Annotated in this window: 22 protein-coding genes; 14 read left to right on the plus strand and 8 right to left on the minus strand. The window is 64.2% G+C overall.

Going from position 1 to position 24,235, the window contains the following annotated elements; genetic code table 11:
* Positions 1 to 17: 17 nt before the first annotated feature.
* The gene (locus AB843_RS03915; RefSeq protein WP_048645527.1) at positions 18 to 959 is read right to left on the minus strand and encodes a nucleoside hydrolase; all 942 of its coding nucleotides are present in this window, start codon (positions 957 to 959) and stop codon (positions 18 to 20) included.
* A gap of 115 nt (positions 960 to 1,074) precedes the next feature.
* Between AB843_RS03915 and AB843_RS03920 the strand changes: the two genes are divergently transcribed.
* The 3 genes from AB843_RS03920 to AB843_RS03930 all read left to right on the plus strand — a co-directional run bounded on the left by AB843_RS03920 (position 1,075) and on the right by AB843_RS03930 (position 3,071).
* Positions 1,075 to 1,500 (plus strand): Hsp20 family protein, encoded by a 426-nt coding sequence (locus AB843_RS03920; protein ID WP_048645528.1) that lies wholly within the window; start codon positions 1,075 to 1,077, stop codon positions 1,498 to 1,500.
* 107 nt (positions 1,501 to 1,607) lie between these two features.
* Positions 1,608 to 1,865, plus strand: a complete 258-nt coding sequence (locus AB843_RS03925) for a BQ00720 family protein (protein WP_048645478.1) — start codon at positions 1,608 to 1,610, stop codon at positions 1,863 to 1,865.
* A gap of 150 nt (positions 1,866 to 2,015) precedes the next feature.
* Entirely contained in the window at positions 2,016 to 3,071 is a 1,056-nt protein-coding gene (locus AB843_RS03930; RefSeq protein WP_048645479.1) for a C45 family autoproteolytic acyltransferase/hydrolase, read from the plus strand.
* Between the two features lie 113 nt (positions 3,072 to 3,184).
* Here the strand turns inward: AB843_RS03930 and ptsN are convergent, their stop codons facing one another.
* The 6 genes from ptsN to lptC all read right to left on the minus strand — a co-directional run bounded on the left by ptsN (position 3,185) and on the right by lptC (position 8,302).
* Positions 3,185 to 3,649, minus strand: coding sequence for a PTS IIA-like nitrogen regulatory protein PtsN (ptsN, locus tag AB843_RS03935; RefSeq protein WP_048645480.1), 465 nt, complete (start codon positions 3,647 to 3,649; stop codon positions 3,185 to 3,187).
* 64 nt (positions 3,650 to 3,713) lie between these two features.
* Positions 3,714 to 4,289: a ribosome hibernation-promoting factor, HPF/YfiA family gene (hpf, locus tag AB843_RS03940; RefSeq protein ID WP_048645481.1), complete on the minus strand. Its 576-nt coding sequence runs from the start codon at positions 4,287 to 4,289 to the stop codon at positions 3,714 to 3,716.
* Between the two features lie 225 nt (positions 4,290 to 4,514).
* On the minus strand, positions 4,515 to 6,044 hold the full coding sequence (gene rpoN / locus AB843_RS03945; protein ID WP_048645482.1) for an RNA polymerase factor sigma-54: 1,530 nt from the start codon (positions 6,042 to 6,044) through the stop codon (positions 4,515 to 4,517).
* A gap of 145 nt (positions 6,045 to 6,189) precedes the next feature.
* A complete protein-coding gene (gene lptB / locus AB843_RS03950; protein ID WP_048645483.1) occupies positions 6,190 to 7,002 on the minus strand; it encodes an LPS export ABC transporter ATP-binding protein in 813 nt (270 codons plus the stop codon).
* Between the two features lie 6 nt (positions 7,003 to 7,008).
* Positions 7,009 to 7,566 carry an LptA/OstA family protein gene (locus AB843_RS03955; RefSeq protein WP_048645484.1) on the minus strand — a complete coding sequence of 186 codons (558 nt, stop codon included), beginning with the start codon at positions 7,564 to 7,566 and terminating at the stop codon, positions 7,009 to 7,011.
* Positions 7,567 to 7,576: 10 nt separating this feature from the next.
* Positions 7,577 to 8,302, minus strand: coding sequence for an LPS export ABC transporter periplasmic protein LptC (lptC, locus tag AB843_RS03960; protein ID WP_048645485.1), 726 nt, complete (start codon positions 8,300 to 8,302; stop codon positions 7,577 to 7,579).
* A gap of 505 nt (positions 8,303 to 8,807) precedes the next feature.
* Between lptC and sppA the strand changes: the two genes are divergently transcribed.
* From sppA to olsB, 10 genes are all read left to right on the plus strand, one after another.
* Positions 8,808 to 9,770, plus strand: coding sequence for a signal peptide peptidase SppA (gene sppA, locus AB843_RS03965; protein ID WP_048645529.1), 963 nt, complete (start codon positions 8,808 to 8,810; stop codon positions 9,768 to 9,770).
* A 78-nt stretch (positions 9,771 to 9,848) separates the two neighbouring features.
* Positions 9,849 to 10,133: an integration host factor subunit beta gene (locus AB843_RS03970; protein WP_048645486.1), complete on the plus strand. Its 285-nt coding sequence runs from the start codon at positions 9,849 to 9,851 to the stop codon at positions 10,131 to 10,133.
* A 139-nt stretch (positions 10,134 to 10,272) separates the two neighbouring features.
* A complete protein-coding gene (locus AB843_RS03975; protein WP_048645487.1) occupies positions 10,273 to 10,593 on the plus strand; it encodes a lipopolysaccharide assembly protein LapA domain-containing protein in 321 nt (106 codons plus the stop codon).
* Between the two features lie 27 nt (positions 10,594 to 10,620).
* A complete protein-coding gene (gene lhpI / locus AB843_RS03980) occupies positions 10,621 to 11,589 on the plus strand; it encodes a bifunctional Delta(1)-pyrroline-2-carboxylate/Delta(1)-piperideine-2-carboxylate reductase (protein ID WP_048645488.1) in 969 nt (322 codons plus the stop codon).
* A gap of 148 nt (positions 11,590 to 11,737) precedes the next feature.
* Positions 11,738 to 12,763, plus strand: a complete 1,026-nt coding sequence (locus AB843_RS03985) for an RsmD family RNA methyltransferase (protein WP_048645489.1) — start codon at positions 11,738 to 11,740, stop codon at positions 12,761 to 12,763.
* Positions 12,760 to 13,620 (plus strand): TrmH family RNA methyltransferase, encoded by an 861-nt coding sequence (locus AB843_RS03990; RefSeq protein WP_048645490.1) that lies wholly within the window; start codon positions 12,760 to 12,762, stop codon positions 13,618 to 13,620. The genes AB843_RS03985 and AB843_RS03990 overlap by 4 nt, the downstream gene beginning before the upstream one ends.
* Entirely contained in the window at positions 13,617 to 14,114 is a 498-nt protein-coding gene (gene lspA / locus AB843_RS03995) for a signal peptidase II (RefSeq protein ID WP_048645491.1), read from the plus strand. Before AB843_RS03990 ends, lspA begins: the two co-directional genes overlap by 4 nt.
* Positions 14,115 to 14,175: 61 nt before the next feature.
* Complete coding sequence (acuI, locus tag AB843_RS04000; RefSeq protein WP_048645492.1) at positions 14,176 to 15,168, plus strand: acrylyl-CoA reductase (NADPH); 993 nt, start codon at positions 14,176 to 14,178, stop codon at positions 15,166 to 15,168.
* Between the two features lie 131 nt (positions 15,169 to 15,299).
* Positions 15,300 to 17,594, plus strand: a complete 2,295-nt coding sequence (locus AB843_RS04005; protein ID WP_048645493.1) for a PAS domain-containing hybrid sensor histidine kinase/response regulator — start codon at positions 15,300 to 15,302, stop codon at positions 17,592 to 17,594.
* A 98-nt stretch (positions 17,595 to 17,692) separates the two neighbouring features.
* Positions 17,693 to 18,598, plus strand: a complete 906-nt coding sequence (olsB, locus tag AB843_RS04010) for a l-ornithine N(alpha)-acyltransferase (RefSeq protein ID WP_082143636.1) — start codon at positions 17,693 to 17,695, stop codon at positions 18,596 to 18,598.
* Between the two features lie 197 nt (positions 18,599 to 18,795).
* On the opposite strand, the gene AB843_RS04015 is transcribed toward olsB, so the two are convergent.
* Positions 18,796 to 21,081 carry an NADP-dependent malic enzyme gene (locus AB843_RS04015; RefSeq protein ID WP_048645494.1) on the minus strand — a complete coding sequence of 762 codons (2,286 nt, stop codon included), beginning with the start codon at positions 21,079 to 21,081 and terminating at the stop codon, positions 18,796 to 18,798.
* Positions 21,082 to 21,483: 402 nt separating this feature from the next.
* On the opposite strand from AB843_RS04015, the gene mutS reads away from it, so the two are divergent.
* Entirely contained in the window at positions 21,484 to 24,174 is a 2,691-nt protein-coding gene (gene mutS / locus AB843_RS04020) for a DNA mismatch repair protein MutS (RefSeq protein ID WP_048645531.1), read from the plus strand.
* Positions 24,175 to 24,235 lie beyond the last annotated feature (61 nt).

Here is a 24,235-nt window from a genome sequence, read left to right on the forward strand (position 1 = left end):
CTGCAAGGACGCGTAGACTAGAGCCGCGCCAGCCGTTCGATCAGGAGCTCGAAGAAGCCGTCATCGTCGATATCGCGCATGACCAGCGCGTTCTGCGGCCGCTCGGTCACCCGCCACCAGTCCACGACGGTCATGCCCATGGTCAGTTCCGAACCGGTCTCGACGGTGACGTTGCAGGTGCGTCCCCGGAAAAGTCCCGGCTGCAACAGATAGGCGATGACGCAGGGATCGTGCAGCGGCCCGCCATCGGTGCCGTATTTTTCCTCGTCGAAACGTTCGAAGAAATCGAGCAGTTGGGCGGCAGCCAGACAAACCGGGGTGCCCAATGCGCGCAGCGCATCGACGCGCTTGCGGGTCGTCAGTGCCTTGTGGGTCACGTCGAGCGGCATCATGACGATCGGCACGCCCGAGCGCAGCACCACATCTGCGGCGTGCGGATCGACATAGATGTTGAACTCGGCCGTCGGCGTGACATTGCCGCCTTCGAAGAAACCGCCACCCATCAGCACGATCTCGCGAATACGCGGCGCGATACGCGGCTCGCGGATCAGCGCCAGCGCGATGTTGGTGAGCGGACCGAGCGGGCACAGCGTGATCTCATCGTCATCGTGCGCCATCAGCGTTTCGACGATGAAATCGACCGCATATTGCTCCTGCAGCTTCATTTGCGGCTCCGGCAGGTCCGGTCCGTCGAGCCCGGTGCGGCCATGCACATTCTCCGCCGTCACCAGGTCGCGCATCAATGGTCGCGTGGCGCCGGCAAAGACCTTGATTTCCGGTCGGCCGGCCAATTCGCAGATCTTGCGCGCATTCTTCTCGGTCAGCGCCAGGGGCACATTGCCGGCGACGGCAGTGATGCCGACCACCTCCAGCTCGGGGCTGGCAAGCGCCAGGAGTATGGCCATTGCGTCATCCTGGCCCGGATCCGTGTCGATGATTATCTTGCGCGCTGCCGTCATGCGGTGGCCCCCGAAATGCTTGAAACAGGTATTGTCAGCAACCATATCAGAGAAGTCGAAGGGAATGCCGCACGGGTTTCCTTCTATCCACGTCGCTCTTTGAGGACACATGAAAATGACGCGTATGACGCCCTTTTCGAATCCGCTCCTTCTCGGGTTCGACAGTATGGAAAAGACGCTCGAGCGGATCGCCAAATCGGGCGATGGCTACCCGCCCTACAACATCGAGCGGATCCGCGCCGAGGAAGGCCGCGGCGAGACCCTCAGGATCACGCTTGCCGTGGCAGGCTTCAGCTGCGAAGACCTGGATGTGACGACCGAGGAAAACCAGCTCGTCATACGCGGCCGGCAAGGCGAGGAAGGCGAGCGCGAATATCTGCATCGCGGCATTGCCGCCCGCCAGTTCCAGCGCATTTTCGTGCTGGCCGAAGGCATGCGGGTCATTTGCGCCGACCTGAAGAACGGCCTCTTGTCCATCGACCTCGACCGGCCCGAGCCGGAACGGCTGGTACAAAAAATAAACATTTCCGTGAAAGACTGACATACTGGTCTTATTCGGGAGGAAACCGGCCGGGCTGACCCGGCCGGAACCTTGGGCTCTTCAGCGGGCAGGTTTCCAGGTGAAACACCCGCGTTAAGGAGGCTGACATGACCGAGCACGAGCAAAAGATTGCGATTACCCAGCAGCAGCTCGCCCATATCGGCGAGGGCGCTGTCGCTTACATGCGCGAAATGGATGCCGAGGATTTGCAGGGCAAGTTCCCAGGCATGCCGGATTTGACGCCGGGCACGCGTTTATGGGCGCTGTTCGCCGCCAACGGTCAGCCGATCCTGCTCGCCGACGCGCGCGATGCGGCCCTGGCGGGCGCGTTCCAGAACGACCTGGAGACGGTCAGCCTGCATTGAACGGGCTATGGGCCGGGCGGGTAACGCCCAGCCCGCAGCTCATGTTTCTGGTCAGTCAAGGCCCGGATGCTGGGCCTTGACAGTTTCCGCCATCGCGCCGAGGACGGATGAACGCCGCAAATGACGCGGCATCCTGTCCGGGAGCAAGCCATGGCCAGCATCAACGCGGAATTTCCTCTTCTCGACGTCCGGGGAACGCCCCGCCAACGTGGCGAACAGATCGGCAGTGCTTTCGCCGACCGCATCGCCCGGACAGTCTTGATCTATCAGTCCTATTTCGCCCGGCCTGATTCGGAAATCCTTGCCGTTGCCGATCGCTATCGGGCCGGGATTGCCGCTTTCGATGAGCGCTTATGCGATGAAATCGACGGCATGGCGGCCGGCGTCGACATGGACCCGCGTTGGCTCTACGCGCTCAACGCACGCAGCGAGCTCCTGTCGGCGCTGTCCGCCGCCGAATGCACGGCGGTCCATTACACCGGCACGCCCTATGTCGGGCAGAACTGGGATTGGGCCGAGCCGCTCGAGGCGCTGGTGGTCCTGATTCGCGCCGAGGATGAAGAAGGCCGACGCTTCCTGACCATGACGGAACCCGGCATCCTGGCGAAGATCGGCCTCAACGATGCGGGTTTCGCCGTCTGCCTCAACTTCCTGCCGACGCCGAAGCCCACGCTGGGCGTGCCGTCGCATGTCCTGCTACGCGCTTTGCTGGACGCCCGTTCCTGGGATGCGGTGGAGGATGTCCTGCGGCGGGCCGGTGTCGGGCGCTCGCTCAATCTCCTCATCGCCGGCAGTGATGGACGCGGCATCAACATCGAGTTCGAAGGCGATAGCGCCCGCCGCCTGGAGGCGGGCGCCAATGCCACGACGCACACCAATCACTACCTGACCTGCACCGCGCCGGTCGATGCCGAGCTTCTGGAGAATTCAACGGCGCGCCTGTCGCGCATCCAGGCACTCACCGCTCCGGGCACGCCGGCGAGCCTCGCCCGCCTCAAGGACGTGTTGTCGGACCGGCAGCACCCGCAGCACGCCATCCTGGCGCCCTATACGGAAAGCTCAGGGTTTCTCGGCCGCAAGGGCACAATCTGCACGATTGCAATGGACCTGGCCAATCGCCGCATGCACATCAGGCGCGGCAATGATCCGGCCGCACCCTTCTCGACGATAGAGATCGCCATCGCGCAGGAGGCCGTGCAGGCCTAGACCGGTTCAGCGTTTCATAGAAACACAGAACCGGTCTATCTCATTGTTTTTCCGCATTTATGCGGACGTCAGGTGATTCCACCTGACTGCAAAATGCACTCGCGGATACCCGTTCAGGCGGCGTTGGAAGCCGGGGTTTCAGCGAGGAAGCTGTGGATTGCGGCGGCATCCTTCGTGCCGCGAATCTTGGCCATCGTGTCGGCGTCGCGCAGCACGCGGGCAATGCGCGAAAGGGCCTTCAGATGATCGGCGCCGGCGCCTTCAGGCGCCAGGAGCAGGAAGATGAGATCGACCGGCTGGTCGTCGATGGCTTCGAAATCGACTGGCGTTTCGAGGCGCGCGAAAATGCCGGTGATGCGCTCGATGCCCGGCAGTTTGCCGTGTGGAATGGCGATGCCGTTGCCGACCCCGGTGGACCCCAGCCGCTCGCGTTGCAGGATGGTGTCGAAGATTTCCCGTTCAGGCAGGCCGGTGACGCCGGCCGCCTTCTCGGCGAGAAGCTGCAGGAGCTGCTTCTTGGAATTCGCTTTCAAAGCCGGCACGATCGCCTTTGGCTCGATCAGATCGCTCAGATCCATGTCTATGCATCCTCTGCTCTTGTCTGGTCGCCGACGCCGGGCCGGCCCTGACTCGGCTCGGAACCTATGCGTGCGCTACCGCCGAAGGGTCGATCCAGCCAATATTGCCATCGGCGCGCCGGTAAACGATGTTCACTTCGTTGTTTGCGGCGTTGCGGAAGACGAAAACCGGATTGTCCTTGGTGTCTAGCTCCATGACGGCGGAAGCAACGGACATCGTGCTGAGCGCCATCTTCGATTCGGCGACCACCGTCGGCGCGTAATCCTCCGGTACTTCATCCTCCTCGTCGGCGACGGCCGCCATCACGCGATAGGCGATGTCCATCGGATTGATGCCCTGGGCGGGACTGTGGGACTTCAGCCGGCGCTTGTAGCGGCGCAGCCGCTTCTCGATCCGCTCGGCGGCGGCATCGAAAGCGAACTGCGGATCCTGCGCCTCGCCGGTCCCCTGCAGCACCATTCCCGTGTCGAGGTGAACCATGCAATCGGCGGAATAGCGGGATCCTGCCTTCTCGACAGTCACGCGACCGGCAAACCCGCCGTCGAAGTACTTGTCGACAGCTTCGCCGATCCGCTCCTCGATGCGCGAGCGGAATGTCTCGCCGATGTCCATGTGCTTCCCGGAAATGCGTAAGCTCATCTGAAAACAGACCTTTCCTGATCAGACATCGAACGGTGTGAGTTTATACGTGTGGCTTGCATGTACAAGGTGCCGCGGCGGATTGTGATGTTCGTTTCGGCCGCGTTTTCCTTTTCCGATGTTCAGCGCGTTGGACAACCGTCAAAGCCATCTCGGGCCCAAAGCTCCATGCGGGCGGGCTTCTAGTGGCTTAGCCTGTGCTTGTCAATCGACGGAGGGAACTGCTCACGCCGCGCTGCGTCCGCCACCGGAGGCCGCGGCCAGCATCTTCTTCTCGCGCCGGCGTTGTACCGAAGATGGAATGTTGAGCGCTTCCCGGTACTTGGCGACGGTGCGTCGGGCGATGTCGATGCCTTCGCCGTGCAGGATATCCACAAGTGAATCGTCCGACAGCACCGCCTCCGGCCGTTCATCGTCGATCAACTGGCGGATGCGCCCGCGCACCGCTTCGGACGAATGCGCTTCGCCGCCGGACGCCGATGCCAGCGCCGAGGAGAAGAAATAGCGCAGTTCGAACGTGCCGCGCGGCGTCATGATGTATTTGTTGACCGTTACCCGGCTGACGGTCGATTCATGCATGCCGATGGCGTCGGCCACGGTGCGCAGGTTGAGCGGCCGCAAATGGCTGACGCCGCCGACGAGGAAAGCATCCTGCTGGCGGACGATTTCCGAAGCGACCTTGAGGATCGTCTTGGCGCGCTGGTCGAGGCTGCGTGTCAGCCAGTTGGCGTTCTGCAGGCATTCCGACAGGAATTGGCGGTCGGCGTCGCGCGTCTGCGCCGCTATCCGCGCATAATAGGGTTCGTTGACCAGCACGCGCGGCAGCGTTTCCGGGTTCAGCTCGATCGCCCAGCCGCCATCGCTCGCCGCCTTGACGATCACGTCCGGCACGATCGGATCGGCTGTACCGGTGGAAAACATCATGCCGGGCTTCGGGTCGAGCGTGCGGATTTCCGCCAGCATGTCGGCCAGATCCTCCGCATCGACGCCGCACAGGCGGCCAAGGGCCTGAAAGTCGCGCTTGGCCAGGAGATCGAGATTGTCGATCATCGCCCGCATTGCCGGGTCGTAGCGGTCGCGGGCGATCAGTTGCAGGGCGAGGCATTCGGCCAGCCCGCGGGCGAAGAGCCCCGGCGGATCGAAGGTCTGGCAGGTCGCAAGCACGGCTTCCAGTGCTGTGCGGCGTGCGCCGATACGGTCGGCGATCTCATCGAGATCGGCCAGCATGTAGCCTGCCTCATCGAGCCCTTCGGCAAGCTCATGCGCCATCAGAAGATCCGCCGGGTCGGTGAACGCCAGGGCGATCTGTTCGTTGACATGGTCGCGCAAGGTGCGCGCCGCCGCCGTCGTGCCCTCCAGGTCGTAGGAGCCGCTGCCGGCCGCCTGCAGCCCGTTGCCGCCGGCGGATTTCCACTGCGCCGACAAGTCGGGGCCGATCCGGTCATGGGTGCCGGGATCGTCGGGGAACAGGTTTTCCAGCGAGGCATCGAGCTTGTCGGAGATTGCCTCGGCGGTGTTGTTGCCCCGGTCTTCTCCATCGGAACTGTCCCGGGCTTCACTTTGTGTTTCGCCGTCGCGCCATTCACCGGCGCCGTCCTCCCCGCGCTCCAGCAGGGGATTGCGCTCGATCTCGGCGTCGAGAAAATGCGCCAGCTCCAGATGCGTCATCTGCAGCAGCCGGATCGACTGCAGCAATTGCGGCGTCATGACCAATGATTGTGTCTGACGCAGGTGGAGTTTCGGTGCAAGCACCATCGATAAGCGCCCCTTCTCTGCCCGGCAGACATTGCCGGGACGGGGCTGGATTCAATTGGCCCGACTTTTGCTTGTCAAGCGCTATGAGGGAAAACCGTTACCGGCGACTTGCCAGGGAATGCCCGGTGCGGGCGCTTTCTGCTCGCTAAAGGGTAAAACCTTCACCGAGATAGAGGCGGCGCACATCGGCATTGCCGACGATGTCGTCGGGGCGACCATGGGTCAGCACCTGGCCGGCGTGGATGATGTAGGCGCGGTCAATCAGGCCCAGCGTCTCGCGCACGTTGTGATCGGTGATCAACACGCCGATGCCGCGCGCGGTCAGGTGGCGCACCAATTGCTGGATATCGGTGACGGCGATCGGATCGATGCCGGCGAACGGCTCGTCCAGCAGCATGAAGTTCGGCCGGCTGGCAAGCGCCCGGGCGATCTCCAGACGCCGCCGCTCGCCGCCCGAAAGGGCGACGGAGGGCGATTTGCGCAGATGGCTGATGTTGAATTCCTCAAGCAGCGCATCGAGGTTCTTGTCGCGCTCCTTGCGGTTCGGTTCGACCACTTCGAGGATGGCGCGGATGTTCTGCTCGACGCTCAGGCCGCGAAAGATCGAGGCCTCCTGCGGGAGATAGCCGATGCCGAGCCGTGCGCGGCGGTACATCGGCATCGACGTCACGTCGTGGCCGTCGATGTGGATCGTGCCCTTGTCGACGGGCACCAGGCCGGTGACCATGTAGAAACAGGTGGTCTTGCCGGCGCCGTTCGGCCCGAGCAGGCCGACAGCCTCGCCGGCGCGCACGCCGATGGAGACGCCGCTGACCACCTGACGGCCCTTGTAGGCCTTGGTCAGGCCACGGGCGATCAGCGTGCCCTTGTAGTTGCGGCCATTGCCGGCCGCCGTGCCGTTCGCCGGGTTCTCGGCGGCCGGCTTTCCGGTTGGCTGCTTGCGTTTTCGGGAGATCAAGACTGCCTACCGCTTGTTCTGGGAGCCAGGCGTCAGCAGCATCTTGACGCGGCCGGCGGAATTGCCGCCCTTGCAGCCATCGAGCTTGGCCAGGCCGCTCTTCATCTGCACGGTCAGCTTGCAGCCGACGATGACATTCTCGCCTTCCGACAGCACGACCTCCTTGCCCGACAGCTCAAGCACCTCGGTCTTCATGTCGAACGTGCCGCGGTCGCCGGTCGCCACCTGCGTTTCGGATTTCAGATAAACGTTGCCGTCCACCTCGAGCCGGTCGATATTGGCGCTGCCGGTGGCCGCCGAGCCGCCGTCGTTGACATAGTAGACGGTCATCTTGCCGGATTTGAGCAGGGTCTGCCCCTGCACCACCGAGACATTGCCCGAAAAGACGGCGACGTTCTCGCCCTCGCGCACTTCCAGCCTGTCGCTCTCGATCTGGATCGGCTCGTCGCCGGAAAGCTGCAGCCCGGTAAGGCGGCTCTGTGCGTCCTGGGCGAATGCGGCGGCTGGCAGGCTCACCAGAAGCCCCAGTCCGAAAAACAGCCGGGAGAGCCGGTTGATGCGCATTGTATTCCCCTCAATTCCCCTGGGTGGTCGTCTGTTCCGTGGTCTTCGCCGTCTGGCGAACCTGCGAAGGATCGATTGTCACGCGCACGCGCTTGTCGAACACGAACACTTTTCCACCGTCGCTTGCGGCGAATGAATCGGCTGCAATGCGCGTTCCGTCAAGCTCGATCTCGACCGGTTTCGACGTTTCGAGACTGCTGCCCCCGATGTCGATCTGCGCCGATTCGAGGATCGCGGTGATGCCCGAAGTCGTTTTCAGCGAGATACGGCTGTCGATATCCAGCCTGTTTTCCCCACGGTTGTAGACACCGTCGGCCGCTTCGATGGTGGCGAAATTCTCCTTGTCGACCGGCACGCGCGCACGAATGCCTTCCAACTCGATGATATCCTCGCCGCCGATCTTCTGCCGGGCGCGTTCCGCCGTCATCTTGTAGGGCAGATCGTCGCTGGTGAAACCGTTCAGCTCCGGGCTGGACATCACCAGCGAGCCGCCCTCGATCGAAGCCGTCGCCAGATCGACCGCGCCACGCGGCACCGACGAGAGGAAGGAATAACCCAGGAAAGCCACGGTGAGGGCAACCGCCGACAGCGGCAGCAGGAATTTCAGCAACCGCACCCGGTGCGAGTGGCGCGTGGCGCGCGCGAATGCGTCGGCGCCGCGCTCGCTGCCGTGGATCGCGTGCCGCCGGGCGTCGTCATTGCGCGCCTTGGCTTCACTAGTGATTGGCTCACTCATACTGCTGTTCCGCTAACTCGGGGCCGGGCGCCATCATGAGACCTGATCGAACACGCGATGGACAAAATCAGCGTCGTGCCTGTTTGAAAACACAAAGCCCATGACGCCAGCGAACATTCGCCGACGATAAACCTGATATGCATGGCTGGAAAATTCCAGGCCCTCGGTACGCCCTCAATTTTTGAATTCCACCCCAATATGGCTATTTTTGGATTAACGACAATGATTTAGGCGCAGTTTCCCATGCTTCGGCCGGCATTTTCCCCGCGCGCGGCGGGTGGCGGCCGATTCTTGCACAAAGGCGGTAGCCCCTAAACATCGTTTCGACTAAAAGGCGCTGGTTCACTAGTGCAACGCTTCAATTGAAATGAAGGCTCTGCATTCATTTCAATTGAAGTAAAATTGCCCTAGTTTCAATAATTTAGTGGCCTGCTTTTCCCAGCCGAACCCACCGGTTTGGTTGGGGCAGGACACCAGCATCATTCCCGTTGCAAGCGAGGCGGACATGTCCATTCGAGCGGATGATCTGATCGACCGGCGGCGTCTCAGACGCAAGCTGACATTCTGGCGCGTGGTGGCGCTCGCCGTCGTCGTGCTTGCCATCGCCTTCGCCACCCGCAGCCTGCTCGGCGATTCGGCCGGCATCGCCTCCGATCATATTGCCCAGGTGAAGATCACCGGCACCATTCTCGAGGACGATGAATTGCTGGATCGGCTCGACCGCATCCGCAAGGCGCCCTCGGTGAAAGGCGTCATCGTCACGGTCGATTCGCCCGGCGGCACGACCGCCGGCGGCGAGGCGATCTATGAGGAGATCCGGCGGCTGGCCGGCGAGAAGCCGGTGGTGGCACAGGTCGGCACGCTGGCGGCCTCCGCCGGCTACATGATCGCCAGCGCCACGGATCACATCGTCGCCCGGCAATCCTCCATCGTCGGCTCGATCGGCGTCCTGTTCCAGTTTCCCGACGTGACGGGGCTGATGGAAAAGCTCGGCATCAAGCTTGAAGAGATCAAATCCTCGCCGCTCAAGGCGGAGCCTTCGCCGTTCAATCCGACGACGGATGAGGAACGGGCGATGATCCGTTCGGTGATCCTCGACAGCTACGACTGGTTCGTCGACCTGGTGACCGAGCGTCGCCCCCTGTCGCGCCAGGAGGTGCTGAAATTGGCCGACGGCGCGGTGTTCACCGGTCGCCAGGCTGCCGAGCACAAGCTGGTCGATGAACTGGGCGGCGAACGCGAGGCGAAGGCCTGGTTGGTTTCAAAGGGCGTAGGCGAGAATCTCGAGGTCGTCGAGTGGAAGAAAAGGCAGATCGGCGGAAGTTTCTTCCTGCCCGAGATGGCGTCGCGCTTCCTGGGAACGCCGACGAGCGCCGTCGAAATCCTGCGCGAGCTCGGTGCTGACCGTATGTTCCTTGACGGTCTGCTGTCGGTCTGGCAACCTGAAAAAAACAAATTGCCTCACTGAAAAACCAAGCAAAATCATCTTGGTGCCAGGCATGCAGGGCGACGGGAACAAGTCCAATCCAGCGGCGGAAAAGAATCCATGATCAAGTCAGAGCTCGTGCAAACGATCGCCAATCGCAACCCGCATCTTTACCTGCGTGACGTGGAAAACATCGTCAACGCGATCTTCGAGGAAATCTCGGATGCGTTAGCCGACGGCAATCGCGTCGAACTGAGAGGGTTTGGCGCCTTCTCGGTCAAGAACCGACCCGCCCGCGTCGGGCGCAACCCGCGCACCGGCGAATCGGTCGAGGTCGAGGAGAAATGGGTGCCATTCTTCAAGACTGGCAAGGAATTGCGCGAGCGGCTCAACATCGAGAAGTAAAGCAATTCCAGGAAAAGTGGGAACCGGTTTTCCCTCCGGAACTGCGCAAAAGCCAAAAAGAGCATCTCCGTGACGTGGAGAAACCTGGAAGCACTCCAGCATCCCTTCCGGGATGACCACATCCAGCAATGGGCACCTCATGGCCAACCGCATTCTTCTTGTCCTCGTTCTTGTGCCGTTGGCGGTGATCATCATCGCTCTGGCGGTCGCCAACCGGGGTGCCGCGCTTTTCACGCTCGACCCTTTCAATCCTGGCAATCCGGCGCTAACCGTTGAATGGCCGTTGTTCATCTACCTGTTTGCAGCACTTGGGCTCGGCCTGATCCTCGGCAGTCTCGCCACCTGGTTGCGGCAGGGGCGCTACCGCCGCATCGCCCGCGAGCGCAAGAAGGAAGTCGACAAGCTGCGCGAGACGACCATCCGCGCCGGCGGCGCGCCGCAACTCCCGCACAAACCCTGATACCCAACCAAACGACGGCGATCACCGATGCTGACAATCTCTGCCGCGCAAGTCGATGCCTGCCTGGACCATGCGGGCCTGGTGGAGACGCTGCGCGAGGCGTTCCGCAAGGGTGCCGTGCAGCCCGTGCGTCATCATCACACGGTTGAACGGCCCGAAGGCAGCGATTCGACGCTGCTGCTGATGCCGGCCTGGAGCGATTTCGCCACGCTTTCCACCGGTGAGAACGGCTATGTCGGCGTCAAGATCGCCACGGTCTCACCGGACAACAATGCGATTGGCAAGCCGGCGGTGATGGCGGTCTATCTGCTGATGAACGGCAGGACGGGGGAGCCGTTGGCGCTGATCGACGGTCAGAGCCTCACCGTTTGGCGCACGGCCTGCGCTTCCGGGCTCGCCGCGTCCTATCTGGCGCGACAGGATGCCTCGCGCCTGCTGATCGTCGGCGCCGGCGCGCTGGCGCCGCTGCTGGCGCGCACCCACGCGGCGGTCCGGCCGATCCGCACGGCGCGCATCTGGAACCGTTCGCCCGAAAACGCCGAGAAGGTTGCGGCCCTGCTGCGCGCCGAAGGCATGGATGCGGCCGTGGCTGACGATCTCGACCAGGCTGTCGGAGATGCCGACATCGTCTCCTGCGCCACCTTGTCGACCGTGCCGCTGGTGCGTGGCGCTGCCTTGAAGCCGGGCGTGCATGTCGATCTCATCGGCGCCTTCACGCCGTCGATGCGCGAAAGCGACGACGCTGCCGTTTCGCGCGCCTCCGTGTTCGTCGACACGCGGGCCGCCGCAGTGAAGGAAGCCGGCGACATCGTGCAGGCGCTGCAATCCGGTGCCTTGAAGGAAGAGGACATCAAGGCAGATTTCTACGAGCTGACGCGTGGTGAAAAGCCGGGCCGCACGAGCGACGACGAGATCACCCTGTTCAAATCCGTCGGTGCGGCGATCGAGGACCTGGCGGCCGGCATTGCCGTTTATGAGCGGCATGGCCGGAATTGATTCCATGGATGTAACGTGTTGGAGCGCCCTTGTGTAGCGTCCAAATGGACGCACGGCGCTCCAGTTGCCTGCCGGCGATGCCTGTGGCAGAAGCGCGGGCAATGATGCCGGACTGGGATGCCGGACTGGCGGAGACCCGGAGAGCCCATTGAAGCCTGCGCGCGCCAAGCACCGGAATGACCGGCGCGAACCCCGAAAATCATCCGAGCCGCGTGAGAAGCCGCAGCGGCAGGCCGAAGCTGTCTCTCGCCCCGCGCCACCGCGCGGTGCGGGAAAACTTCCCGATGAGCGCTTGCCGGTCATCCTCGAAGTGCTGCCCAATGACGACTACGCGCTGATTGATTCCGGCGCTGGGCGGAAGCTCGAGCAATACGGCCCCTATCGCATCGTCCGGCCGGAAGGCCAGGCCATCTGGCAGCCGGCGCTCGGACCCGCCGAATGGGACACGGCGGACGCCGTCTTCACGGGCGATACGGACGAAGAAGGCATGGGCCGCTGGCGCTTCCCCAGGGAGGTGCTGGGCGAGACCTGGCCGATGCGCCATGACGGGATCGATTATCTCGGCCGCTTCACCTCGTTTCGCCATGTCGGCGTGTTTCCCGAGCAGGCGACACATTGGTCGCACATGGAGACGCTGGTGCGCGGCGCGGGACGCCCGGTGAAGGTCCTGAACCTGTTCGGCTATACGGGCCTCGCCTCGCTGGTCGCCGCCCGCGCCGGCGCCGAGGTGACCCATGTGGACGCCTCGAAAAAGGCGATCGGCTGGGCGCGCGAGAACCAGGAAATGGCCGACTTGACCAACAAGCCGATCCGTTGGATCTGCGAGGACGCCGTGAAATTCGCCGAGCGCGAGGAACGGCGCGGCAACGCCTATGACATCGTCCTGTTCGACCCGCCGGCCTATGGTCGGGGACCGAAAGGCGAGGTGTGGCAATTGTTCGATGACCTGCCCTATCTTGCCGGCCTGTGCCGCTCCATCCTGACGCCGAAGCCGCTTGCCGTGGTGCTGACGGCCTATTCGATCCGCGCCTCCTTCTTCGCCATTCATGCGCTGATGCGCGACACCTTCGCCGGCATGGGCGGCTGCGTGGAATCGGGCGAACTCGTCATTCGCGAGCGATCGGCGGGCCGGGCGCTGTCGACCTCGCTGTTCTCGCGCTGGGTGGCCCCATGAGCGGCCATGACAGGGAGCGGCGCGCGCCGGGGCAGGTGAAGGAAGTCACCAGCCTGACCAATCCGGTCATCAAGGACATCCGCGCCCTGGCGCTGAAGAAATACCGCGACCGCGAGCATCTCTTCATGACCGAGGGTCTGAAGCTGATCATCGACGCCTTCGAGGCCGGCTGGACCATCCGCACGCTGCTCTACGCCAAGGCGGGGCGCGGCAATGAGGCGGTGGAAAAGCTTGCCGCCCGCACGGTCGCCGCCGGCGGCCTGGTGCTGGTGGTCAGTGAAAAGGTGCTGTCGGCCGTGACGCGACGCGACAACCCGCAGATGGTCGTCGGTGTCTTCGAGCAGAAGACCTTGCCACTCGATGCGGTTAAGCCGGCCAAAGGAGATGTCTGGGTGGCGCTGGACCGGGTGCGCGACCCGGGCAATCTCGGCACCATTCTGCGCACCGCCGATGCGGTCGGCGCCAAGGGCGTCATCCTGGTCGGCGACTGTACAGATCCATTTTCCATCGAGACCGTACGCGCCACCATGGGATCGATCTTCGCCGTGCCGATCGTCCGCGCCGGCCTCGATGCTTTCCTGGCCTGGCGGAAGGGGTTCGCCGGCCGCATGATCGGCACGCATCTGGAAGGCTCGGTCGATTACCGCGCGGTCGATTATCGGCAGGGGGCGATATTGCTCATGATGGGCAACGAGCAGCAGGGTCTGCCGGAAAGCCTGGCGTCGGCTTGCGATGCACTGGTGCGGATTCCCCAGGCAGGCCGCGCCGATTCCCTCAACCTGGCGGTCGCCACCGGCGTGATGCTCTATGAGATCCGCCGTGACGCGCTGCCGCTCGAAGACAGGAGCCGGTCATGAGCCTGCGCACGATCGGGTTGTATGGCCTTTTGACGCTGGTCTTCGCGCTGGCCGACCAACTCATCAAGGAACTGGTCGAAACAACGCTGCCGCTGCACGAGAAAATCGACGTTCTGCCGTTCCTGGCGCTCTTGCACGCGCGCAACACCGGCATCGCCTTCTCGATGTTCTCCGGAATGAGCGGCATCGGCCTGAGCCTCGTCATGGCGGCGGTCATCATCTTCATCGGTTATCTGGCCATGCGCACGGGCGCTGCCCAGTTCTGGGCGCGGCTCGGCTTCGCCCTCATTCTGGGGGGGGCTTTCGGCAACCTGATCGACCGGCTGACCAACGGCTTCGTCACCGACTACATCTATTTCCACACGCCGGTCTGGTCGTTCGCCATCTTCAACCTGGCGGATGTCTTCATCACCCTCGGAGCAGGGCTGGTTATCCTCGATGAACTGCTCGACTGGCGGCGCGCGCGCGCCGCACGCGGCAAGCAGACGGATTGACCGCGCGTCCCTGCCGCCGCAAAGTTCAGCCGGTCTTTTCAATGGCAAGCCGGAGTGTGCGATGACGGATAGGTTTCAAGCGGTTCTGATTTCCCGCGACGAGGACAAGAACCAGTCCGTCGACATGGTCGAACTGACCGAGGACGACCTGATGGAGGGCGACGTCACCGTCGCCGTCGAGGCGACCACGGTCAATTACAAGGACGGGCTGGCGATCACCGGCAAGGCGCCGGTCGTGCGCCGCTTCCCGCTTGTTCCCGGCATCGATTTTGCCGGTACGGTCACCCGTTCGAGCCACCCGGACTGGAAGGAGGGCGATCACGTCATCCTCAATGGCTGGGGCGTCGGCGAGACCCATTTTGGCGCCTATGCCGCCCGCGCGCGGGTCAGGGGCGAGTGGCTGGTACCGCTGCCGGAAGGCATGAGCGCCCGCGACGCGATGGCGGTCGGCACCGCCGGCTACACCGCCATGCTGTGCGTCATGGCGCTGGAGCGCCACGGCATCACCCCGGCGCGCGGACCGGTCGTCGTCACGGGGGCGGCCGGCGGCGTCGGCTCGGTCGCCATAGCGCTTCTGGCCGGCCTCGGCCATCACGTCATCGCCTCGACCGGCCGTCCGGCCGAGGCCGACTATCTGAAGGATCTGGGAGCGGCCGAGATCATCGCCCGCGACGAGCTGTCGAACCCTGGCAAACCGCTCGGCAAGGAACGCTGGGCCGGTGGCATCGACGCCGTGGGCAGCCACACCCTGGCCAATGTCCTGTCGATGACCTCCTATGGCGGGGCGGTGGCGGCCTGCGGTCTGGCCCAGGGCATGGACCTGCCGGCAAGCGTCGCACCGTTCATCCTGCGCGGCGTCTCGCTGCTCGGCATCGATTCGGTGATGGCGCCGAAGGAACTGCGGTTGGAGGCCTGGCGGCGCATTGCAACGGAACTCGATCATGCCAAGCTTGCCGCGCTTTCGACCCTGGTGCCCTTCAAGGGCGTGATTGCGGCCGCCACGGACATCGTCGAAGGCAGGATACGTGGCCGCGTCGTGGTCGAAATGCCGTAGAGCGTTTTCAGTCGGGCGGACTTGTCTGACGTCGCATGAATGCGACTGGAGCAGACAGCCTTCCGGCGATCGTTAAAATTCGAAGGACCCGCCAAAAGCTTCTGTAATGCTCGTCCATTACTGTTCTGCCGATGAAGGTGGCGGAAAAGCATAGTCTGGACAGGGGTGTCGAAGGGGCGGCCGCACCGAATGCGCCGCGCGCCGCGCGGCTGCGCATCGATCCGCCGGCGCTGGCGCCGCAACTGGTGCATCCGCCGCGCCGCTACACCGAGATGATTGTCGGCATTGCCGTCATGCTGATCGCCGGCCTTGCCCATCTGACCGGCGCAGCCCCGCTGATCAGCGTTTTCCTGGCGGGCCTCGGTGCCGTCGGCCTGGCCGTCGCCCTGCGCGCGGCCGCCGCCGACCGCCTCCTTGTTTCCGCCCTGGCGCGCAAGGAAGCCGACAGCCGGGGCGAACTCGAGGATCTGGCCGACCGCATGTGGGAGTTGCGCGAAAGCGAAGAGCGCTTCCACGGCCTCGTCGACGCGCTTGGCGATCTGATCGTCCACCGCGACCGCAACGGGCGGGTCGTCTATGTGAACCGCATCTTCGCCGAACTTCTCGACCGCAACCCCGATACGCTTGTCGGCCGCACGCTCAGCCAGCTCGGCATCGACATCGGCCTGGTGCCCGACGCCGCGTTCTCCGGTGGCGAATGCCTGAGCTCGACCGATGTGGCGATCCACACGCGCAACGGCATGCGCTGGTATTCCTGGATCGAGCATTCAGTCCGCGACGAAAAGGCCGGATCCGTGTCGCACCGCGCCATCGCCCGCGACATCACCGCCCGCAAGCGGGCGGAGACGGCGCTGATCAACGCGCGCGAACGCGCCGAGCAGGCAAGCCGCGCCAAATCCAGTTTCCTGGCGACTGTCAGCCACGAGATCCGCACGCCGATGAACGGCATCATGGGCATGGCGACACTGCTGGCCGACACGAAGCTGACCCCCGAGCAGCGCACCTATGTCGGCGCCGTCTCCACATCGGCCAGTGCGCTGGTGGCGCTGATCGAGGACCTGCTCGACTATTCGAAGATCGAGGCCGGGCGGCTGGAACTCGAGCCGCAGACGATATCCGTGCACGATATGGCCGAGAATGTCGTCGAGCTCCTGGCGGCGCGCGCATTCGCCAAGGAGATCGGCCTCGGCTGCTACATCGCGCCCGACGTGCCGGCAACGATCACCGCCGACCCGGGCCGGTTGCGGCAGGTCTTGCTCAATCTCCTGGGCAATGCGGTGAAATTCACCGATCAGGGCGGCGTGGCCGTTTCGCTGACGCGCGGCGAGAAGAATGGCGTGCCGGCGCTGTGCATTGCCGTGGCCGATTCGGGACCGGGCCTGGAAAAGGACGACATCGCCCGCATCTTCAAGGATTTCGAGCAGGTTGACGGCAGTTCGACGCGGCGGCATGGCGGCGCCGGCCTCGGCCTCGCCATCACCAAGCGCATCGTCGATGCGATGCAGGGCTCGATCACCGTCGCCAGCACGCCCGGCGAGGGGTCGGAGTTTGCCGTGTTGCTGCCGCTCGACGATGCCTCGGAAGCAGTAAGGATTGAACCGATCCTCGCGCATGTGAACGCAGTCATCCTGTCGCCGCATGTCGAGGAGGCCGAGACCATCGCTCTGACGATCCGCGTCTATGGCGGACGCGCCGAAATCGCCGCCAACGCCGAGGATGTGGCACGTCTGGCTGAAGAAGCCGGCAAACCGTTCGATACGGTGCTGATCGATGCCGCCCTGGAATCCGACGATGGCGGCCTGATCACCCGCCTGCATCAGTCGGGCGTCGGCGCTGGCCGCGCATTGACCCTGATCACGCCGTCGGAGCGCGGCCGCCTGGCGGCATTCCGTGCCAGCGGCTATGGCGCCTTCCTGGCGCGTCCTGTGCGCGGCAAGACGTTGCTGCGGCAACTTTTGAGCGAACATGGCGAGATCGCCGGGCCGGTCGGCGAGGCGCATGAGACCGCCACCGGCCAGCAGGCGCTGCCATGCAGCGGCAAAGCCGGTCTGCGGGTGCTGGTCGCCGAGGACAACGAGATCAACGCCATGCTGGCGCGCGCCGCTCTCACCAAGGCCGGGCATCAGGTCGAACTGGTGTCGAACGGACGCGCCGCGGTGGAGGCGGTGAGCAACGCCGGCAAGCGCTACGACGTCGTCCTGATGGATTTGCATATGCCGGTGATGGACGGTCTCGACGCTATCAACGCCATCCGCCGGCATGAGGAGGAGACGGGCCTCGCCCCGGTTCCGATCCTCGTTCTGTCGGCCGATGGACAGGAAAAAACCCGGCATGGGGTTCTGGCCCACGGGGCCAATGGGTTCGTCACCAAGCCGGTCGATCCCGACAAGCTTCTCGCCGCTCTGGAAATTCACACCGCCGCTTGACGGCGAGCTTGCCGCTCGCAGCCTGCGACGGTAGTGTCATAGTTCTGTCGCAACTGACCACTATTCCGGCGTCAACGTGATGCGGAGGAGAATCAGCAATGCAAGGCATGACGCTGAACAGCACCGCCTTCCATGAAAACACCGGCTTCCATGAAAGCAGCGGCCAGCCGCCCCTTGCGGGCGACCAAGGCGAAGCCGCCGATGGCGGTCTGCTGGGGCGCATTGGCCCGCTGCAGGTGCGGTTGGCGCGCGACGAGCATGAGATTGCCGCCGCGCAAACGATTCGCTTTCGCGTTTTCTTCGACGAGATGGGCGCCCGCTCTTCGGCAGAAGGGGCACCGCAGGATCGTGACACCGATGGTTTCGACAGCGTTTGCGACCACCTTCTCGTCATCGACACCTCGCTTCCGGGCAATGATGTCGAGCGCATCGTCGGCACGTACCGGCTGCTGCCGCCCGAGGGCGCCGGCCGCATGGGCCGGTTCTATTCGCAGGACGAGTTCGCCATCGAGGGATTGATGGCCCGCCATTCGGGCCGACGTTTCCTGGAACTTGGCCGCTCCTGCGTCCTGCCGCCCTATCGCACCAAACGGACGATCGAGCTGTTGTGGCAGGGCATCTGGGCCTATTGCCGCCGGATGCGCATCGACGTGATGATGGGCTGCGCCTCGTTCCCCGGCGTCGTGCCGGCGGCCCATGCGGAGGCTCTGTCCTTTCTCGGGCATTTCTGCCAGGCCGAGGGCGATTGGCGTGTGAGCGCCGTGGCCAGCCGCTACGCGCCGATGGACCTGATGCCGAAGGAGGCCATCCAGGCGCGCTCGGCGTTGACGGCCATGCCGCCGCTGGTAAAGGGCTATCTGAGGTTGGGCGCGCGCTTCGGCGATGGCTGCGTCATCGACCGGGATTTCGGCACCACGGACGTCTTCGTCGTGCTCCCCGTCGAGGCGATCTCCGACCGCTACATCAACTACTATGGCGCCGACGCCGAACGCTTCGCGGCGTGACCGTGAGCGGCAAGGGCTGACTAGACCGGCTCAGCGTTTCCATGAAACGCTGAGCCGGTCTATCTCTTTGTTTTTCCGCATTTATGCGGACGGCAGGTGATTCCACCTGACTGCAAAATGCTCCAAGCGCCTGCGCTGCCCTCACCCTCTCTCTACAAGTAGGGAGAGGAAGGGAGCCCTGGTGGATGGCGCCGCCCTCACGCCCCGGCGCTGTATGCGGCGATGGCCGCCATGTTGACGATGTCGGAATCCTTGGCGTTGAGCGAAACGATCTGCACCGGCTTGTTCAGGCCGACGAGCAGCGGTCCGATGACGGTCGAGCCGCCCAATTCCTGCAGCATCTTGGTCGAGATCGACGCCGAATGGAACGCCGGCATGACCAGGACATTGGCCGGTCCCGACAGGCGGCAGAACGGATATTGCTGCATCAGCCGTGCGTTGAGCGCCACATCGGCCGCCATCTCGCCGTCATACTCGAAATCGACGCGTCGCTTGTCGAGAATCTTGACGGCTTCCTGGACGCGCTCGGAGCGCTCGCCGGGCGGGTGGCCGAAGGTCGAGTAGGCGAGCATGGCGACGCGCGGCTCGTAGCCCATGCGCCGCGCCTGGCCGGCCGCCTCCTCGGCGATGTCGGCCAGTTCCACCGCGTTCGGCATGTCATGCACGGCTGTGTCGGCGACGAGCACGGTGCGTCCACGGCACAGCGCCAGCGACACGCCGATCACCCGGTGCCCGGGCTTGGCGTCGATCACCCGGCGCACATCGTCGAGCACGGTCGAATAGTTGCGCGTCACACCGCTGACCATCGCATCGGCATCGCCCAGCGCCACCATGGTGGCGGCGAAGTGGTTGCGATCGTTGTTGATCAGCCGCTGCGCGTCGCGGAACAGATAACCCTTCCGCTGCAACCGCTCATAGAGGTAGTCGGCATAGATGCCGTTGCGCCGCGACAGGCGGGCATTGATGATCTCGATGCCGGGCTTCGACAAATCGACGCCGGCATTGCGCGCCGTTTCCTTGATCTGCTCCTCGCGGCCCACAAGAATGGCCGTGCCGAGCTTCTGGCTGGCATAGGAGGCGGCGGCACGCATCACCTGCTCTTCCTCGCCCTCGGCAAAGACGACACGCTTCGGCTGGCGACGCACCCGGTCATAGATGCGCTGCAGGGTCGAGGCGATGGGATCACGCCTGGCCGAAAGCTCGTTGGCGTACTTCTCCATGTCGAGGATCGGCCGCCGGGCGACGCCGGAATCCATCGCCGCCTTGGCAACCGCGACCGGGATGGCCGAGATCAGCCGCGGGTCGAACGGCACCGGAATGATGTAGTTGGGGCCGTATTTCGGCCGGTTGCCCTGATAGGCCGCCGCCACGTCGTCGGGCACGTCCTGGCGGGCGAGTGCTGCCAGCGCCTCGGCCGCCGCCACCTTCATCGCGTCATTGATGGTGGTGGCGCGCACATCGAGCGCGCCGCGGAAGATATAGGGAAAGCCGAGCACGTTGTTGACCTGGTTCGGATAATCCGAGCGGCCGGTCGCCATGATCGCATCGGTGCGGATCTCGGCCACTTCCTCCGGCGTGATCTCCGGATCGGGGTTGGCCATGGCGAAGATGATCGGATCCTTGGCCATCGACTGGATCATCGCCGGCGTCAAGGCGCCCTTGGCAGACAGGCCGAAGACGATGTCCGCCCCATCCAGCGCGTCGGCCAGCGTGCGCAGTTTGGTTTCCACCGCATGCGCCGATTTCCACTGGTTCATGCCTTCCTGCCGGCCCTTGTAGACGACGCCCTTGGTGTCGCACAGGATGACGTTCTGCGGCGAGAAACCGAGCGACTTGGCAAGCTCGATGCAGGCGATGCCGGCCGCGCCCGCGCCGTTGCAGACGAGCCGCGCCGTCTTCATGTCGCGGCCGGTCAGATGCAGCGCGTTGATCAGGCCGGCCACCGCGATGATCGCCGTGCCGTGCTGGTCGTCATGGAAGACGGGAATGTCCATCAGTTCGCGCAGCCGGCTCTCGATGATGAAGCATTCCGGCGCCTTGATGTCCTCCAGATTGATGCCGCCGAAGGACGGGCCGAGCAGCTTGACGCAATCGACGAAGGCGTCCGCGTCTTCCGTGTCGACTTCGAGATCGATCGAATCCACATCGGCAAAGCGCTTGAACAGCACCGACTTGCCCTCCATCACCGGCTTCGAGGCCAGCGCGCCGAGATTGCCCAGGCCGAGGATCGCCGTGCCGTTGGAGATGACCGCCACCATGTTGCCGCGCGTCGTGTAGTCGAAGGCGCGGCTCGGATCCTCGGCGATGGCCAGGACCGGCACGGCAACGCCGGGCGAATAGGCAAGCGACAGATCGCGCTGGGTGGCCATCGGTTTGGTGGGGGTGATCTCCAGTTTGCCGGGCCGGCCCATGGAATGAAAATCCAGCGCTTCCTGCGGGCTGACGGAAGGGCCCTGTCGTTCGGACTTGTCTTTGGCGGCCATGGTGCTGTCTCGTTCCTCCCGGGATCGGCGCTGCGCGTGCTTTCTGTGGAGTTTTGCAAGTGAGCGGTGCATAACGCTACACTTTCGCCCAGTAAATGGCCAAGCAGATTGAAGCTGTTTTCAGCCTCGTGGTCTGGCCGAAACAGATGGTCCCCATCTGTTTCGACAAGTCAGCCCACAAGCTGTTGATCTGTTGGGGCGATTTCTCCTAACAGATGGGTACCATCTGTTAGGATCGCACCACTAGAGCGGGATGAGGAAAAGTGTGAAGCGGTTTTCCGCCCGCATCCCGCTCTAACTTATTGAAAGCGATCGCGATGACTTTGGATTGAATCAATCCAAAGTCATCGCGATCTAGGAAATCAAACAGGCCGGGAGCTCTCCTTGAACGACGAAACGCCGATGCGCCGTCACGAAACGCAGGCCGCCGCCGCGACGCCGATGATGGCGCAGTATATCGAGATCAAGACGGCCAATCCCGATTCGCTCCTGTTCTATCGCATGGGCGATTTCTACGAATTGTTCTTCCAGGATGCGGAAGTGGCAAGCCGCGCGCTCGGCATCCAGCTCACCAAGCGCGGCAAGCACCAGGGCGAGGACATCCGCATGTGCGGCGTGCCGGTGCATGCCGCCGACGATTACCTGCAGAAGCTGATCGGCCTTGGCCATCGCGTCGCCGTCTGCGAGCAGATGGAGGATCCGGCGGAAGCCAGGAAGCGCGGCTCCAAATCCGTTGTGCGGCGCGACGTCGTCCGCCTTGTCACCCCCGGCACCATCACCGAGGAGAAGCTGCTCGATCCCGCCGAGAGCAACTACCTGATGGCGCTCGGCCGGGTGAAGGGCGGCGATGGCGAGAACCTGGCGCTTGCCTGGATCGACATTTCCACCGGCGCTTTCCGGGTGGCCGCGACACGAGCCGAGCGGCTCTTGGCCGACATATTGCGCATCGACCCGCGTGAACTGATCGTCGCCGAGCCGGTCTATCATGAGGCATCGCTGCGCCCGGTGTTCGACACGCTCGGCAGGACGGCAAGTCTGCAGCCGGCCAATCTGTTCGATTCGGCCTCTGCCGAGATGCGCCTGACGCGCTTCTATGAAGTCGCCACGCTGGAGGGGTTCGGCCAGTTCTCGCGCGCCGAATTGTCGGCCATCTCCGGCATCATCGCCTATGTCGAGAAGACGCAGAAGGCGGAACGCCCGCCGCTCGGCCGCCCCGAACGCGACGAGGAGGGGGCAAGCCTCTTCATCGACGCGGCGACGCGCGCCAATCTGGAACTGGCCCGCACGCTGTCGGGCAGCCGCGAAGGCAGCCTGCTGAAGGCGATCGACCGCACGGTCACGGGTGCGGGAAAACGGCTCTTGGCCGAGCGGCTGATGTCGCCGCTGACCGACCCGGGGCATATTCGCGAGAGGCTGGACGCGGTCTCCTTCTTTCTCGCCGAGCCGGTCTTGCGCGAGGCGGTGCGCGAACTCCTGAAGGGGGTCCCCGATTTCGCCCGCGCCCTGTCGCGCTTGGCGCTGAACCGGGGCGGGCCGCGCGATCTGGGCGCGTTGGCGGCGGGGTTTTCGGCCGCCGCCGGTATCGCCGATGTGTTCGGCGAGGCGAAACTGCCGGTCGAGATTGCGGCGATCCGCGATGTGGTGCGGGCGCTGCCCTACGGGATCGCCGCCCATCTGGAGCGGGCGCTGGCCGACGAGCTTCCGCTGCTCAAGCGCGACGGCGGCTTCGTGCGTGCCGGCTACAACGCGGAGCTGGACGAGATGCGCGCCCTGCGCGACCAGTCGCGCCGGGTGATCGCCGCGATGGAGCGCAGCCTGATCGACGAGACCGGCATCCGTTCCCTAAAAATCCGCCACAACAACGTACTCGGCTACTACATCGAGGTGACGGCCAACAACGCCCTGGCATTGAACGGCACCGACGAGGCCAAGGGCCGCTTCATCCATCGCCAGACCATGGCCAATGCCATGCGCTTCACGACGACGGAACTGGCAGAGATGGAAACCAAGATCGCCAATGCGGCGGCGCGCGCGCTGACCATCGAACTGGCGGTGTTCGACGCGCTCCTGAACGAGGTGGTCGGTGCGGCCGCCGCGATCCGTACGGCGGCCGACGCGCTTGCCATGGTCGACGTGTCGACGGCGCTCGCCACCCTTGCCGAGGCGGAAAATTATTGCCGCCCGCAGGTCGACGAAAGCCTGGATTTCCATGTCGAGGGCGGCAGGCACCCGGTGGTCGAACAGGCGCTGCGCAAACAGCTTGCCGAACCCTTCGTCGCCAATGATTGCGATCTATCGCCCGTCGGGGACGAGAAATCCGGCGCCATCTGGCTGCTCACCGGTCCGAACATGGGCGGTAAGTCGACCTTCCTGCGCCAGAACGCGCTGATCGTCGTGATGGCGCAGATGGGCTCCTTCGTTCCGGCGGCCCAGGCGCGCATCGGCGTGGTCGACCGGCTGTTTTCCCGCGTCGGGGCGTCCGACGATCTGGCGCGCGGCCGCTCGACCTTCATGGTCGAAATGGTCGAGACCGCCGCGATCCTCAACCAGGCGGGCGAGCGGGCGCTGGTCATCCTCGACGAGATCGGCCGCGGCACGGCGACCTTCGACGGCCTGTCGATCGCCTGGGCAGCGGTCGAGTATCTGCACGAGCAGAACCGCTGCCGGGCGCTGTTCGCCACCCATTTCCACGAGATGACGGCGCTTTCGGAGAAGCTGCCGCGGCTTGCCAACGTCACCATGCGGGTGAAGGAATTCGATGGCGATGTGGTGTTCCTGCATGAGGTCGGGCGCGGCGCGGCGGATCGCTCTTACGGCGTGCAGGTGGCCAGGCTTGCCGGCCTGCCGTATGCGGTGGTGGAGCGCGCCCGCGAGGTGCTGCATCAGCTCGAGGAGGGCGAGGTGTCGGGCAAGGCGTCGAAGCTGATCGACGATCTGCCGCTGTTCTCCGCGGCGATGAAGAAGGAGCCGGCAAAGGCGAAGGCGCCGGATCTGCTGGGTGAGGAACTGGCAACGATCAACCCGGACGAACTGACGCCGCGCGAGGCGCTGGAAGCGCTGTATCGGCTGAAGGGGATCGTCGCCGGTAAATAGACCGACGTTGTGTGGGGATTGAGCGTTCAGGCATGGATCCTTGTCTCTTCGAACTGTGATT

The sequence above is a fragment of the Nitratireductor soli genome, from assembly GCF_001050155.1.
Lineage (GTDB): Bacteria > Pseudomonadota > Alphaproteobacteria > Rhizobiales > Rhizobiaceae > Nitratireductor > Nitratireductor soli.

Bases quoted from the DNA above. Each gene is read 5' to 3' on its own strand.
- AB843_RS03915 (WP_048645527.1), bottom strand. From the start codon at position 959: ATGACGGCAGCGCGCAAGATAATCATCGACACGGATCCGGGCCAGGAT.
- AB843_RS03920 (WP_048645528.1), top strand. From the start codon at position 1,075: ATGACGCGTATGACGCCCTTTTCGAATCCGCTCCTTCTCGGGTTCGAC.
- AB843_RS03925 (WP_048645478.1), top strand. From the start codon at position 1,608: ATGACCGAGCACGAGCAAAAGATTGCGATTACCCAGCAGCAGCTCGCC.
- AB843_RS03930 (WP_048645479.1), top strand. From the start codon at position 2,016: ATGGCCAGCATCAACGCGGAATTTCCTCTTCTCGACGTCCGGGGAACG.
- ptsN (WP_048645480.1), bottom strand. From the start codon at position 3,649: ATGGATCTGAGCGATCTGATCGAGCCAAAGGCGATCGTGCCGGCTTTG.
- hpf (WP_048645481.1), bottom strand. From the start codon at position 4,289: ATGAGCTTACGCATTTCCGGGAAGCACATGGACATCGGCGAGACATTC.
- rpoN (WP_048645482.1), bottom strand. From the start codon at position 6,044: ATGGTGCTTGCACCGAAACTCCACCTGCGTCAGACACAATCATTGGTC.
- AB843_RS03955 (WP_048645484.1), bottom strand. From the start codon at position 7,566: ATGCGCATCAACCGGCTCTCCCGGCTGTTTTTCGGACTGGGGCTTCTG.
- lptC (WP_048645485.1), bottom strand. From the start codon at position 8,302: ATGAGTGAGCCAATCACTAGTGAAGCCAAGGCGCGCAATGACGACGCC.
- sppA (WP_048645529.1), top strand. From the start codon at position 8,808: ATGTCCATTCGAGCGGATGATCTGATCGACCGGCGGCGTCTCAGACGC.
- AB843_RS03970 (WP_048645486.1), top strand. From the start codon at position 9,849: ATGATCAAGTCAGAGCTCGTGCAAACGATCGCCAATCGCAACCCGCAT.
- AB843_RS03975 (WP_048645487.1), top strand. From the start codon at position 10,273: ATGGCCAACCGCATTCTTCTTGTCCTCGTTCTTGTGCCGTTGGCGGTG.
- lhpI (WP_048645488.1), top strand. From the start codon at position 10,621: ATGCTGACAATCTCTGCCGCGCAAGTCGATGCCTGCCTGGACCATGCG.
- AB843_RS03990 (WP_048645490.1), top strand. From the start codon at position 12,760: ATGAGCGGCCATGACAGGGAGCGGCGCGCGCCGGGGCAGGTGAAGGAA.
- lspA (WP_048645491.1), top strand. From the start codon at position 13,617: ATGAGCCTGCGCACGATCGGGTTGTATGGCCTTTTGACGCTGGTCTTC.
- acuI (WP_048645492.1), top strand. From the start codon at position 14,176: ATGACGGATAGGTTTCAAGCGGTTCTGATTTCCCGCGACGAGGACAAG.
- AB843_RS04005 (WP_048645493.1), top strand. From the start codon at position 15,300: ATGAAGGTGGCGGAAAAGCATAGTCTGGACAGGGGTGTCGAAGGGGCG.
- olsB (WP_082143636.1), top strand. From the start codon at position 17,693: ATGCAAGGCATGACGCTGAACAGCACCGCCTTCCATGAAAACACCGGC.
- AB843_RS04015 (WP_048645494.1), bottom strand. From the start codon at position 21,081: ATGGCCGCCAAAGACAAGTCCGAACGACAGGGCCCTTCCGTCAGCCCG.
- mutS (WP_048645531.1), top strand. From the start codon at position 21,484: ATGCGCCGTCACGAAACGCAGGCCGCCGCCGCGACGCCGATGATGGCG.